General features: G+C 36.1%; 16 protein-coding genes and 1 pseudogene. 13 read left to right on the top strand and 4 right to left on the bottom strand.

Annotation, left to right across the window (positions count from 1 at the left end; translation table 11 throughout):
* Window positions 1-78: 78 nt before the first annotated feature.
* The gene (locus tag JFU54_RS09155) at window positions 79-1,278 is read left to right on the top strand and encodes a class I SAM-dependent rRNA methyltransferase (RefSeq protein WP_002067464.1); all 1,200 of its coding nucleotides are present in this window, start codon (window positions 79-81) and stop codon (window positions 1,276-1,278) included.
* Between the two features lie 43 nt (window positions 1,279-1,321).
* Here JFU54_RS09155 and JFU54_RS09160 read toward each other — a convergent pair whose 3' ends face one another.
* Both JFU54_RS09160 and JFU54_RS09165 read right to left on the bottom strand, forming a co-directional pair.
* Complete coding sequence (locus JFU54_RS09160) at window positions 1,322-1,516, bottom strand: YwbE family protein (protein WP_001014315.1); 195 nt, start codon at window positions 1,514-1,516, stop codon at window positions 1,322-1,324.
* The gene (locus tag JFU54_RS09165; RefSeq protein ID WP_002015431.1) at window positions 1,517-1,690 is read right to left on the bottom strand and encodes a hypothetical protein; all 174 of its coding nucleotides are present in this window, start codon (window positions 1,688-1,690) and stop codon (window positions 1,517-1,519) included. It abuts the gene before it with no gap.
* Window positions 1,691-1,860: 170 nt separating this feature from the next.
* Here JFU54_RS09165 and JFU54_RS09170 point away from each other — a divergent pair, with 170 nt between their 5' ends.
* The 6 genes from JFU54_RS09170 (at window position 1,861) to JFU54_RS09195 (ending at window position 6,233) form a co-directional block, all read left to right on the top strand.
* Window positions 1,861-2,553: a response regulator transcription factor gene (locus JFU54_RS09170; protein WP_002088884.1), complete on the top strand. Its 693-nt coding sequence runs from the start codon at window positions 1,861-1,863 to the stop codon at window positions 2,551-2,553.
* 1 nt (window position 2,554) lies between these two features.
* Window positions 2,555-3,490, top strand: coding sequence for a HAMP domain-containing histidine kinase (locus JFU54_RS09175; protein ID WP_201064302.1), 936 nt, complete (start codon window positions 2,555-2,557; stop codon window positions 3,488-3,490).
* Between the two features lie 126 nt (window positions 3,491-3,616).
* A complete protein-coding gene (locus tag JFU54_RS09180) occupies window positions 3,617-4,540 on the top strand; it encodes an ABC transporter ATP-binding protein (RefSeq protein WP_063218399.1) in 924 nt (307 codons plus the stop codon).
* Window positions 4,533-4,694 carry a hypothetical protein gene (locus tag JFU54_RS09185; protein ID WP_002167608.1) on the top strand — a complete coding sequence of 54 codons (162 nt, stop codon included), beginning with the start codon at window positions 4,533-4,535 and terminating at the stop codon, window positions 4,692-4,694. The genes JFU54_RS09180 and JFU54_RS09185 overlap by 8 nt, the downstream gene beginning before the upstream one ends.
* A 34-nt stretch (window positions 4,695-4,728) precedes the next feature.
* The gene (locus tag JFU54_RS09190) at window positions 4,729-5,433 is read left to right on the top strand and encodes an ABC transporter permease (protein WP_201064303.1); all 705 of its coding nucleotides are present in this window, start codon (window positions 4,729-4,731) and stop codon (window positions 5,431-5,433) included.
* 104 nt (window positions 5,434-5,537) lie between these two features.
* On the top strand, window positions 5,538-6,233 hold the full coding sequence (locus JFU54_RS09195) for an ABC transporter permease (RefSeq protein WP_201064305.1): 696 nt from the start codon (window positions 5,538-5,540) through the stop codon (window positions 6,231-6,233).
* Between the two features lie 63 nt (window positions 6,234-6,296).
* Here the strand turns inward: JFU54_RS09195 and JFU54_RS09200 are convergent, their stop codons facing one another.
* Both JFU54_RS09200 and JFU54_RS09205 read right to left on the bottom strand, forming a co-directional pair.
* Window positions 6,297-6,629 (bottom strand): YfjL-like protein, encoded by a 333-nt coding sequence (locus tag JFU54_RS09200; RefSeq protein ID WP_001093305.1) that lies wholly within the window; start codon window positions 6,627-6,629, stop codon window positions 6,297-6,299.
* A 134-nt stretch (window positions 6,630-6,763) separates the two neighbouring features.
* The gene (locus tag JFU54_RS09205; protein WP_201064307.1) at window positions 6,764-7,267 is read right to left on the bottom strand and encodes a DinB family protein; all 504 of its coding nucleotides are present in this window, start codon (window positions 7,265-7,267) and stop codon (window positions 6,764-6,766) included.
* Window positions 7,268-7,452: 185 nt separating this feature from the next.
* On the opposite strand from JFU54_RS09205, the pseudogene JFU54_RS09210 reads away from it, so the two are divergent.
* The 6 genes and pseudogenes from JFU54_RS09210 to etfB form a co-directional block, all read left to right on the top strand.
* Window positions 7,453-7,809: pseudogene (locus tag JFU54_RS09210) on the top strand (sigma factor); the annotation flags it as partial.
* Between the two features lie 320 nt (window positions 7,810-8,129).
* On the top strand, window positions 8,130-9,284 hold the full coding sequence (locus JFU54_RS09215; RefSeq protein WP_201064308.1) for a BclA C-terminal domain-containing protein: 1,155 nt from the start codon (window positions 8,130-8,132) through the stop codon (window positions 9,282-9,284).
* Window positions 9,285-9,477: 193 nt separating this feature from the next.
* Window positions 9,478-11,163 carry a long-chain-fatty-acid--CoA ligase gene (locus JFU54_RS09220; protein ID WP_016120857.1) on the top strand — a complete coding sequence of 562 codons (1,686 nt, stop codon included), beginning with the start codon at window positions 9,478-9,480 and terminating at the stop codon, window positions 11,161-11,163.
* 106 nt (window positions 11,164-11,269) lie between these two features.
* On the top strand, window positions 11,270-11,857 hold the full coding sequence (locus JFU54_RS09225) for a fatty acid metabolism transcriptional regulator FadR (protein WP_012261773.1): 588 nt from the start codon (window positions 11,270-11,272) through the stop codon (window positions 11,855-11,857).
* Between the two features lie 11 nt (window positions 11,858-11,868).
* Entirely contained in the window at window positions 11,869-12,645 is a 777-nt protein-coding gene (locus JFU54_RS09230) for an enoyl-CoA hydratase (protein ID WP_002088868.1), read from the top strand.
* 78 nt (window positions 12,646-12,723) lie between these two features.
* Window positions 12,724-13,497, top strand: coding sequence for an electron transfer flavoprotein subunit beta (gene etfB / locus JFU54_RS09235; protein WP_002088867.1), 774 nt, complete (start codon window positions 12,724-12,726; stop codon window positions 13,495-13,497).
* Window positions 13,498-13,523: the final 26 nt, after the last annotated feature.

Here is a 13,523-nt window from a genome sequence, read left to right on the forward strand (position 1 = left end):
ACGAGGCTTTTTTCAGCCTCGTTTTTTACATTGCTTCCTACTAATTAGAAAGCATTCAAATGGAAAGGAAGACATTACATGCGATCTGAAGTAACTATAAAAATAAAACCGAAGTTTATAAAAGAAATTAAAAGTGGATATCCACTTATTTTAAAAGATGCTATTCAAAATTTAAATGATGTACGTGAAGAAGGAACAATCATCAACGTAGTAGATGAGAAGAACCAATTCATCGGAAAAGGCTATTATGGAAAACAAAATAAAGGATATGGATGGATTTTAACGAGAAAAGAGAAAGAGCAAATTAATCAACCTTTCTTTGAAAGTAAAATCAAATCTGCTTTACATAAACGAAAAGATTTTTATAAATCAAATGATACAACAGCATTTCGTGCCCTGAATGGTGAGGGCGATGGCCTTGGTGGTTTAATCATCGATTATTATGACGGCTATTACGTAATAAGTTGGTATAGTGAAGGGGTTTATACTTTCCGCGATGAGATTATAGCAGCACTTCAAAAAGTAGCAAATTTCAAAGGGATTTATGAGAAAAAGCGTTTTGATACGAAAGGGAAATACATTGAAGGTGATGATTTCGTCGCAGGAGAGCGCGGTGAGTTCCCACTTATCGTAAAAGAGAACGGTGTAAACTTTGCTGTATATTTAAATGACGGGGCGATGGTTGGTGTGTTTTTAGATCAGCGTAACGTTCGAAAACAAATTCGTGATAAATATGCAAAAGGAAGAACGGTTTTAAATATGTTCTCTTATACTGGGGCTTTCTCTGTATTTGCAGCGCTTGGCGGTGCAAGTAAAACAACAAGTGTGGACCTTGCAAATCGTAGTTTAAGTAAAACGATTGAGCAGTTTAGTGTAAATGAAATTGATTATGAAGCACAAGATATTATTGTAGAAGATGTATTTCTGTATTTCAAATATGCAGCTAAGAAAAAGATGAAATTTGATATGGTTGTACTTGATCCCCCAAGCTTTGCACGCTCTAAAAAATATACGTTCAGTGCGGCGAAAGATTATAAAAACTTATTAAAAGAAACAATTGCGATTACAGAAAATAACGGTATTATCGTTGCTTCTACAAATTGTAGCGCATTCGATATGAAAAAGTTTAATGGCTTTATCGATACAGCATTTAAAGAAATGAACGGTAAATATAAAATATTAGAAGAACATTCTTTACCGGAAGATTTCCGTACAATTGATCAATTTAAAGAGGGAGACTATTTAAAAGTAGTTTTCATCGAAAAAATTAAAGGTTAATGAAAATAAGAAAAGGAGCTCAAGTTTAAATGAGCTCCTTTTCTTATTGAATAATATTTTGTACTCTGCCAACCTGTCCGTCTTGCAATCTTACTTTAATGCCGTGCGGATGTGAAGGTGAGTTCGTTAAAATATCTTTTACAATTCCTCTTGTTAGCTTACCTGTACGTTGATCTTGTTTTAATACAATATCAACTTCAAGACCTGATGAAATGTTAGATCGTTTTTGCCCGTTCATTTATACACCTGTACGTCTACGTTGGTTGTTTGTTTTCTTCGTTTGTTGGTTTTGTAATTTTTTCGTTTCTTGACTTTGACTTCCATTATTTGAGCCGTTTCCATTTCCTTGCTTTTTCTTCGCAAGTTGTTCGCGCATTAAATCAGCTAAGCTTACTTTTTTGTTTTCTGACATGATAAGTCTCCTTTATATAAAGTTAATTATGAACAATCGTAGTGAATTTCATCATATCATTGTTAAGGAAGGAAGGGAAGTTGGTTTGAAAATTCATATAATTCTTTCCAGCATTCATTCGTTACGATACAATTAAATTGTTAATGTTTGTTAAAAAAGGGGATAGAAATATGTCACATCATATTTTATTAGTTGAAGATGACATCTCAATTCAAGAGATGGTTGAAACATATTTAGTAAAAGAAGGTTTTCAAGTTACAATCGCATCTGATGGAGAAGAAGGAGTTAACGCATTTTTAAAAGGTTCATTTGATTTGATTATCCTCGATATTATGATGCCGAAGTTAGATGGGTTAGAGGTTGTGCGAATCATTCGAGAAAAAAGTGCCGTTCCGATTTTAATGATGTCAGCGAAAGATACAGATGTTGATAAAGCTGTTGGATTAGGACTTGGAGCAGATGATTACATTTGTAAGCCGTTTTCTATGATTGAATTAGCTGCACGTGTAAAAGCGGGTATTCGGAGGTCTACAAAGTATTCGGCTGTGGAATCAAAAGATGAGGCGATTCAGATTGGTGATTTAATAATTGACCCAATTAATTTTACTGTGGAGAAAAAGGGAAGACAGCTTAAACTTACTTTAAAAGAATTTGAGATTTTAAAGCTATTCGTGAAGAATCAAAATCGTGTTTTTACGAAAGCACAAATATATACGCTTGTTTGGAATGAAGAATATTATGGTGATGATAATGTTATTAATGTTCATATGAGAAGATTACGTGAGAAAATTGAAAGTGATCCATCTAATCCAGAATATATTAAAACATTATGGGGCATCGGCTATAAGTTGGAAGTGATGTAGTATGGTTGTATTTTTAACAGTGGTGATTATTATATTGCTTATCGTTATTTACGTGCAATATAAAATTAGGAAAAATAGTAGTAGGAATTTACGCTACACGTATGAGAAGTTAAATCGAATTGTAAAAGAACAAACTGGTGAGAAGCTATTAATTATGACAGATGATCTAGAATTGCAAAAGTTATTAGTGGCGATTAATCATTTATTAGATGCAAAACAGAAAACGAATGCAGATCATGCGAAAGTGGAAATTTCGATGAGAAAAATGCTTTCAAATATTTCGCATGATTTGAAAACACCACTAACAGTTATTCTTGGATATACCGAAATGTTAAATAAGGATAAAACGATAAATGAGGAAGAGAAGCAAATATTACTCGAAAAGGTGCATGTAAAAACACTAGAAGTGATGGAACTGATTCATAAGTTTTTTGATTTAGTAAAATTAGAATCCGGTGACAAAGCAATTGAGATGACAAAAGTAAATATGAATGAAGTTTGTCGCGAGAAGATTTTATCTTTTTATGATTTAGTGACGACGAAAGGGTTTCAAGTTCATATTGATATACCAGAAAGAAATATATATGCACTTGGAAATGTAGAAGTATTAGGTAGAGTATTGAATAATTTAATATCAAATGCGATTACATATGGTGACGATGGAAAGACACTTGGTATGACGTTAAGAGATGATGAAACGAGTGTGTATATAGATGTATGGGATACAGGAAAAGGAATTGATGAATCTCACATTGATAAAGTGTTTGAGCGTATGTACACACTTGAAGATTCCAGAAATAGATTGTACCAAGGAAGCGGTTTAGGGTTAACGATTACGAAAAGGCTTGTGGAAGCGATGGACGGAGAAATACATCTTTCTAGTAAGCCGTATGAAAAAACAATTTTTACAGTTGTATTAACAAAGATGCTGTTTTAGCTTGTAGAGAAGTAAATTCTACAAGCTTTTTTTTCAGCGTAAGGAATTTGTAAGGAACGGGTAAGAAAAAAGAGATTTCCGTTGTCTATTATAGAAATATAGAGCAGTGCGAAAGGGGAAAGTGACATGACATATATATTAAAAACGAACCAGTTAACGAAAGTGTTTAAAGGGAATGAAGTTATTTCTAGCGTTAACATGCATGTGAAAAAAGGAGAGATTTACGGTTTTTTAGGACCGAATGGTGCTGGTAAAACAACGATTATGAAAATGATTACAAATTTAATAAAACCGACGAGCGGTGATATTGAAATTTTCGGTGAGAAGTTAACAGACACATCTTATGAAGTATTAAAAAGAATGGGGACAATTATTGAATATCCAATCTTTTATGATAAATTAACGGCGAAAGAAAACTTAGAATTACATTGTGAATATATGGGGTATTACGATAAAAATACAATTGATCATGCGTTAAATTTAGTGAAACTACACGGCATAGAAAATAAAAAAGTAAAAGATTTTTCATTAGGGATGAAGCAACGACTTGGTATTGCAAGGGCGATCATGACAAAGCCAGAACTACTCATTTTAGATGAACCGATTAATGGTTTAGATCCAATTGGTATTAAAGAGTTACGAGACTTATTTAAAATGCTCTGCAAAGAATATGGCATTACGTTATTAGTCTCTAGTCATATTTTAGGTGAGATGGAACAAATGGCAGATACAATTGGTGTGATTCAAAATGGAAAACTAATAAAAGAAGTTTCGATGAAGAGTATTAACGGAAAACAAACAGAGTACATTGAAATCACTGTTCCTGATGTGAAGCGTGCAGCTTATATTTTAGAAGATAAACTCGCTATAAAAAATTACAAAATAATGAGTGGAAACATGATTCGTGTGTATGAATTGAAGGCGACGCAGCAAGCCATTTCAAAAGCACTCATTATGAACGATGTAGAAATTGAAAGTATTAATAAGAAACATAGTTCTTTAGAGGAGTATTTCTTAAATGTAATGGATGGAGAGGGCATTCATGCTTAATGGATTGTTAGTGAATATAGTAAGTGGATTAATCGTAATGTTCATAAGTGGGATTTTATATTATAGAAAACCAGTGCGGAAATGGTTGTTAATTTTACTAGTGATAGGAATGTTAAGCGTAGTTACTGCTGGAATTAGAATGTTAGTAGCGTAGAGGCAGTTATATAAGGAATGGAGGCATGGTTTATATGCTTAAATTAATGAAGCTTGAATGGAAGAAACATCAATTATCTAGTTATTTTAAAAGTGTAGCAATTTGTATTATAGCAATTTTCACCGTAGTAAACCTCATGGCGTTGGGAGCGAAAGACGAGGTAGATGGGCTATTCTCTGACTTCACGCAACAAATGGTTTTAATAAACACTGTTATTAGGATAACATTCATTATTTTTAGTTCGGTCATTTTATCACGTTTAATAATTGATGAGTATAAGAACAAAACAATACAACTATTGTTTATGTACCCACTGCAAAGAAAAATGCTAATGAGGGCGAAATTAACAATTGTTTTTTGTTTTTGTTTTGTGAGCACGATTATCGCTACTTTCAGTATTAGTTTACTCGTATATTTTGTGAGTCCAATGATGGGGCTGATTGAAACGCCAGCTACGATAGGTGAAATAATAGCTATCGTTCCAGCTACTTTTATAAATGCATTTATGATATCTGGTATAAGTTTAATTCCTTTATTTTTTGGGATGAGAAAGAAATCGACACCGACAACAATTACTTCTGCAGTAATAATTGGGATGCTAATTAGTAGTAACTTTGGTTCTGGAAACGGTCAAGTAAGTATGTTTAATTTTATCGCTATCCCAATAGTGCTCTGTTTATTAGGGATTTTTATTAGTTATCTTTCATATCGTAAAATCAACAAAATTGATGTGGCGTGAAGTAAGCTTAAAACAACAACGAACTGGGGTATGAATAGTGAAAAAAATAATAGTAATTGCAATTTTAAGTTAATTTCAGTAGCTTACATGAAAGGAGGACTATCATGCTACGTCTTATGAAGCTAGAAGTGAGGAAGTTTAAGCTTGGATGGTATGTGAAGAGAGCGGTTATTGCGAATATCGTTATACTGGCACTACTAATCTTCGTTAGTATCGTTGCTCAAATAGAAGGGGATCCAAAAATAAGGGATCCGCAGATAATTTTGTCGATGGCTAGTGCGTTAGTAAGAGCAACATTTATTATTTTTGGTGGCGTACTAATAGCCAAGTTAATAATTGATGAATATAAAAGTAAAACAATACTACTCATGTTTTCTTATCCAATTAACCGAAAGAAAATGATGGCTAGTAAGTTGGCTGTTACAGCGACATTAACACTTATAACAGTTATTTTATCGAACATTTTAGTAGTAGGAATTTTCTTTGGGATAGATAGTTATTTTTCAATTCTTCCTAATTCATTCACAGTAGATCAATTGATTCAAGAAGGGATAAATCTTATTCCTTTAGCCATTGCCACGGCAGGAATAAGCTTAATTCCTCTATATTTCGGGATGCGTAAACGTTCTGTGCCAGCTACAATCGTTTCTTCTATTATCGTTGTATTAATCGCAATTAATAACCCGCCCATATTTCCTATAGCGACGTTTCTTCCTCTTCAATTCACATTTGCAGCGATTGGAGTTGCGATTGCATATTACGGAATTAAAAATATAGAGAAGGAAGATATAACAGTATGACAAGAATACGTAAAAAAGAGTTGGCGTTATACCAACTCTTTTTTGTATATGTATGCTTCGTTACTACTCTGTAAATTTATAGTGTTTGCTTAAATACTCTTGCACTCCTGGAGAAATGTTAAAGTTATTAGGACCTTTATATTCGATAGTAAACTCTCCATCTTCAATTGTTTCAAAGGCGATTGCATAGCTATTCATTTTAGCATCGTAAGAAGTATTTTTGACTTCTGCATCTAGATCAAAGTATTTTGTAATATATTCTTTTGATTCCGTAACTGCTGTTTGTTTTCCCCAAGGGGTACCATAACTTGTGAAATAAAGAGATACACCGATAACTCCAATGATAGAAGTTAGTAAGAGAGTTCTTATTGTTATTTTTTTGTTTTTTGTATTCAATTTAGTTCCCTCCAATTAATATGAATTTATCTTAACGTATTTTCTCATAAAATACCATTTAGTAGAAAATAGTTTCACATGAAACAAGTTACAGAAAAAGACAAGGTGCATAAACACCTTGTCTTTTTCTGTCGTTACATTTGGGGAGCTTCCATTCCAGTAGCAGCCCATTCTTCTTTTGCAGGACCATATACACCAGGGACTGTTAAGCCAGCTTGACGCATTAAAACAGTCATCTGTCCGCGGTGGTGATTTTGATGATTGATGAGTGTCATTAAAAATATAGAATTCGGCATAGGACGACCAAAGAAGTTATTAATAGTAGTTAAGTCTTCATCAGTCCACTCACTTTGAAGTGCTTCAATAAAAGCCGTATTCACTTTGCGATACCCATCTGCAATTGTTTTTGCTGAAGTTGGTACAGGATAATCTTTCGTTTCTCCTTCAAACTTAAGCCCTGTCCCTGATAGCATAACAGGAAGTGCTGTAACGATATGCCAAGCGACTCTCCCTAAAGTCCAGTGCCCAGGTGCAATTTCTTGTGATAAAGATTCATCGGTTAATGCATCGATCATCTTCTGAGTAGACTCAGCCTCGTATGTCCATGATTGTAGAAAACCTTCAATAGTTTGGTACATAGTTATCCCTCCTGTTTTTCGCTCGTATATTAAATTCGTGAGAGATAATATAATCCCTGTTTCATAAGCGATACTTAATTAAGCATTGCTACAATATAAAAATAATTAGAAAATATTTGTAAAAGTATCAGAAAACCGCCCTATGCATTCGTATATATAATGAATAGAGAATGGAGTAAAGAGTGGTGATAAGGGTGAAGGATATAGAAATAGTAGAAGGTCTTCGGAAACAAGATATGTTAGCATTACATACAGCAATTGATCGATATGGAGATTTAATTTATAAGGTGGTTCATAGTGTTTTAGATACGGCACATAGTAAGGTGCTAGTGGATGAATGTGTTGACGATATTTTATTAATCGTTTGGTACAACATTAATAGTTATGATAAAAATCGTGGGAAGTTTAGAAATTGGCTTATATCTGTTGCGAAATTTAAAGCCATTGATTATAAACGAAAAAGTAATAAGGTCTATCAATTACAAGAGTTTCAGCAAAAAATATATGTAGAAGGAAAAAATGTTAATTTAACAAAATATGAGGGTATTTTAAGTGTTAATATTTTTTGGGAATTTTGACGAAATAATAACGATTTATACGGATTTTAATATATCGTATTGAAATGCATACGTGTATCAAGGTTGAAGGAGCTGAAATTCCTTAAATGAGGAAGGCGAAAGTACAAGCGAAAGGAGAGCGTATTGCATGTAATATTTATTAGAATGTAAGGAAAAAAACTTTGTTTATAAAAGGTTTGTTCCAGAGCGGGTAGTTGATAAGGAAAATAAAAACTGATTTTTATTAGAAAGATATTTTTAATTAGTGGGCTTACTTAAAAGATCGAACACGAAGGAGGGTCAACATGTCTTTATGGAGTAATAATGCAAATGGATATTGTGGATGTAATAATCAAAATGGTTTACATGTTGATTCGTGCTGTTTTAGTTGCGATGGGACAGTTCCTAAGCTCGGTCCAACAGGTCCAACAGGAGCGACAGGTGATACAGGAGCGACAGGTTCAACGGGAGCAACAGGAGCAACGGGAGTAACGGGTGCAACGGGAATAACGGGAGCAACGGGAATAACGGGAGCAACGGGAGCGACAGGTTCAACGGGAGCAACAGGAGCAACGGGAATAACGGGAGCGACAGGTTCAACGGGAGCAACGGGAGCAACGGGAGCAACGGGAGCAACGGGAGTAACAGGAGCAACAGGAGCAACGGGAGCAACAGGAGCGACAGGAGCAACAGGTCCAATAGGTCCAACAGGAGCAACAGGAGCAACAGGAGCAACGGGAGCAACGGGAGCAACGGGAGTAACAGGAGCGACAGGTTCAACGGGAGCAACGGGAGCAACGGGAGTAACAGGAGCGACAGGTTCAACGGGAGCAACGGGAGCAACGGGAGTAACAGGAGCGACAGGTTCAACGGGAGCAACGGGAGCAACGGGAGTAACAGGGGCAACAGGAGTGACAGGAGCAACAGGTCCAACAGGTCCAACAGGAGCAACGGGAGCAACGGGAGCAACGGGAGTAACGGGAGCAACAGGAGCAACAGGTCCAACGGGAGCAACAGGTGAAACAGGAGCGACGGGAGTAACAGGTACAAGTATCACGGCAACGTATGCATTTGCTAATAATACATCGGGTACGGCAATATCAGTATTACTTGGTGGGACAAATGTCCCACTTCCAAATAATCAGAATATCGGTCCAGGAATTACAGTGTCGGGGGGGAACACAGTATTTACGGCCGCAAATGCAGGGAATTATTATATTTCATATACAATTAATATAACAGCTTCATTATTAGTTAGTTCGCGAATTACAATTAATGGGGCACCGCTTGCTGGGACTATCAACTCTCCTGCATTAGCAACGACTTCATTTAGTGCAACAATTATTACGACTCTTGCAGCGGGGAGTGCAATTAGTTTGCAGTTGTTTGGATTGTTAGCTGTTGCCACGTTATCAACGACTACACCTGGTGCAGTTTTAACGATTATAAGATTAAGCTAAGTAACGTGAACTCTCTTATTCTTTTAAAATTAAGAGAGTTTATACATATAATAAGAAGTTAACGAAGTAAAGCATAGTTATACAAAAGTCAGAATATTATGATTGTAACGCTGTTCTGACTATAATATAATGAAAACAATCATCATGAATGAACATTCATTTATTTTCACAAGTATTGGAAGGGGGAATGAGAGTGGAAAAACCTTGGTTGCAGAGTTATCCAGAGGAAATCCCAGGTACGATTTCTTATGATATTCAGCCACTTCATGGATATTTAGAGAAAATAGCTTCTCGTTATCCAGAAAAGAAAGCGCTTCATTTTTTAGGTAAAGATGTTACATTTTCAGATTTCCATGACAAGGTAAAGAAGTTTGCGAATTATCTTCAAAGGCTTGGTGTTGAAAAGGGAGATAGAGTTGCGATTATGTTGCCGAATTGTCCGCAATCCGTAATCGGTTATTATGGTACTTTGCTTGCGGGGGGGATTGTTGTACAAACGAATCCTCTTTATACAGAAAGAGAGCTTGAGTATCAACTTCATGACTCGGGGGCAAAAGTCATTCTTTGTCTTGATTTAGTGTTTCCGAGAGTTACTAATGTTCAAAATGCCACAAAGCTGGAGCACATTATCGTAACTCGTATTGCAGATTTCTTACCATTCCCTAAAAATTTACTTTATCCATTTGTACAAAAAAAGCAGGCAAATCTTGTTGTGAATGTGTCGGAAAGCGAAACGATTCATCTTTGGAAATCGGTAGAAAGAGAAAGTAATGCTGATGTTGAAGTTCCATGTGATCCCGAAAATGATCTAGCCCTTTTGCAGTATACAGGGGGAACGACAGGGTTTCCAAAAGGGGTTATGTTAACGCATAAAAACCTCGTTTCGAACACTTTAATGGGAGCGCATTGGTTATATAATTGTAAAGAAGGAGAAGAGGTAATTCTTGGTGTTCTTCCGTTTTTTCATGTGTACGGGATGACAGCTGTAATGAATTTAAGTATTATGCAAGGATATAAAATGGTGCTTATTCCGAAGTTTGATATGAAAATGGTTTTTGAAGCAATTAAGAAACATAAAGTTACACTATTTCCAGGAGCACCAACCATTTATATTGCTCTATTAAATAGTCCTCTTTTAAAAGAATATGATATTTCTTCAATTCAGGCTTGTATTAGTGGTTCTGCACCGCTTCCTGTAGAAGTGCAGGAGGAGTTTGAGAGAGTTACAGGTGGTAAATTAGTAGAAGGTTATGGATTAACGGAGTCATCACCAGTTACACATGGGAATTTTTTGTGGGAAAAGCGTGTGCCGGGAAGTATTGGGGTACCGTGGCCGGATACAGAGGCAATCATCATGTCACTTGAAACAGGAGAGTCATTACCTCCAGGTGAAATTGGTGAAATTGTTGTAAAGGGCCCACAAATTATGAAAGGGTATTGGAATAAGCCAGAAGAAACGGCGGCTGTATTGCAAGATGGCTGGCTTCATACAGGTGATGTAGGATACATGGATGAGGATGGCTTTTTCTATGTGAAAGATCGTAAGAAAGATATGATTGTTGCTAGCGGTTTTAACGTATATCCTCGGGAAGTAGAAGAAGTGTTATATGAACACGAAAAGGTGCAAGAAGTGGTAACAATCGGTGTTCCTGATCCGTATCGAGGGGAAACTGTAAAAGCGTTTGTTGTTTTGAAAGAAGGCGCTGAGTGTTCTGAAGAAGAATTAGATCAGTTTGCACGTAAATATTTAGCAGCTTACAAAGTTCCGAAGGTATATGAGTTTAGAAGTGAGTTGCCGAAGACGACAGTCGGAAAAATTTTACGTCGTGTCCTAATAGATGAAGAGAAGAGAAAGAATGAGGATGAGCAAACGGGCTAAGGCCCTTTCTTTTTGAAAAAATAGGATTGACACTTTTCTAAATAGTCAGTATTATAAGAATATGAATGACTATTCATTCAGTCATCTTCTTGAAGGGGACAGTAAAGTGAAGAAAAATAGACCGAAATACAATCAGATTATTGATGCTGCAGTCATTGTGATTGCGGAGAATGGATACCATCAAGCGCAAGTTTCTAAAATTGCAAAGCAAGCTGGGGTAGCTGATGGCACGATTTATTTATATTTTAAAAATAAAGAAGATATATTAATATCCTTATTCCAAGAGAAGATGGGAGAATTTGTTGAAACAATTCGTCAAAAAATAGCAGGAATTGAAAGCGCTGTAGCGAAGTTATTCATGTTGGTAGAAACGCACTTCTTGCTGTTGTCACAAAATGATCCTCTTGCTATCGTTACGCAATTAGAGCTAAGGCAGTCCAATCAAGACTTGCGCCTTAAAATAAATGAAGTATTAAAAGGCTACTTACAAGTTATGGATGAGATTTTAGAGACAGGTATAAAGCAAGGTGAATTTCAGGCGGATTTAAACGTTCGCGTGGCAAGACAAATGATCTTTGGAACAGTAGATGAAGTTGTGACCAATTGGGTAATGAGCGATCATAAGTATGATCTGGTCGCACTTTCAAAAACGGTACATGGGCTACTTATTGCAGCTTGTGGTTATCGTCAATAATGGGAGGGATCATGTTGAAATTCCTATCTGTAAAAGTTGAAGATCATATCGCGGTGGCGACGTTAAATCATGCGCCAGCTAATGCGATGTCTTCACAAGTTATGCATGACGTTACTGAATTAATCGATCAAGTGGAAAAGGATGATAACATTCGTGTTGTTGTTTTACATGGTGAAGGACGCTTCTTCTCAGCAGGGGCAGATATTAAAGAATTTACATCTGTTACTGAAGCGAAGCAAGCAACAGAGTTAGCACAGCTTGGACAAGTTACGTTTGAGCGTGTTGAAAAATGCTCAAAACCAGTTATTGCGGCAATTCATGGAGCGGCACTTGGCGGCGGCCTTGAGTTTGCTATGTCTTGCCACATGCGCTTTGTAACTGAAAGTACAAAGCTTGGTTTACCTGAATTAACACTTGGATTAATTCCTGGTTTTGCAGGTACACAGCGCTTACCACGTTATGTTGGTAAAGCGAAAGCTTGTGAAATGATGTTAACAAGTACACCAATTACTGGTGCAGAAGCATTACAATGGGGACTTGTTAACGGAGTGTTTTCTGAAGAATCCATTTTAGAAGATACGCTTAAAATTGCAAAACAGATTGCTGGAAAAAGCCCAGCAACAACTCGTGCTGTGCTAGAGTTATTACAAACGACAAAATCGTCTCATTATTATGAAGGTGTACAGCGTGAATCACAGATTTTTGGTGAAGTATTTACGAGTGAAGATGGAAGAGAAGGCGTAGCAGCGTTTTTAGAAAAACGTAAGCCTTCATTTAGTGGTAGGTAGTCCAATTATTTTTTTAATAAAAATTAACAGAATTTTAAAATTGATAGAATCTTTCTGAAAAATAAGGGGGTAAATGGAATGAACATCTACGTACTCATGAAACGAACATTTGACACAGAAGAAAAAATCGTAATTAAAAACGGTGCAATTTACGATGGCGAAGCGGAATTCATCATCAACCCTTACGATGAATATGCGATTGAAGAAGCGATTCAAGTAAGAGATGCACAAGGTGGAGAAGTTACTGTTATAACAGTTGGTGGCGAGGATAGTGAAAAAGAACTTCGCACAGCATTAGCGATGGGCTGCGATAAAGCGGTACTAATTAACATTGAAGATGATGTTGAGAATGGTGACCAATTTACAACAGCAAAAGTGCTCGCTGAATATTTAAAAGATAAAGAAATCGATTTAATTTTAGGCGGGAACGTTGCGATTGACGGTGCATCTGGACAAGTTGGTCCACGAGTAGCTGAAGCGTTAAATATCCCATACGTAACGACGATTACGAAGCTTGAAATTGATGGTACAAATGTGAAGATTGAGCGTGATGTTGAAGGGGATACAGAAGTAATTGAATCATCATTACCTCTTCTAGTAACAGCGCAACAAGGTTTAAATGAACCGCGTTATCCATCACTTCCAGGTATTATGAAAGCGAAGAAGAAGCCACTAGAAGAAGTAGAATTAGATGATTTAGATTTAGAAGAAGATGATGTGGAAGCAAAAACAAAAACAATTGAAATCTATTTGCCTCCTAAGAAAGATGCAGGAAAAGTGTTACAAGGCGAGCTGCAAGATCAAGTAAAAGAACTTGTATCGTTGCTCCATACAGAAGCGAAAGTGATCTAATAAAATACGAAATTATATATGCAGGA

The sequence above is a fragment of the Bacillus sp. TH19 genome, assembly GCF_016651075.1.
GTDB lineage: Bacteria > Bacillota > Bacilli > Bacillales > Bacillaceae_G > Bacillus_A > Bacillus_A mycoides.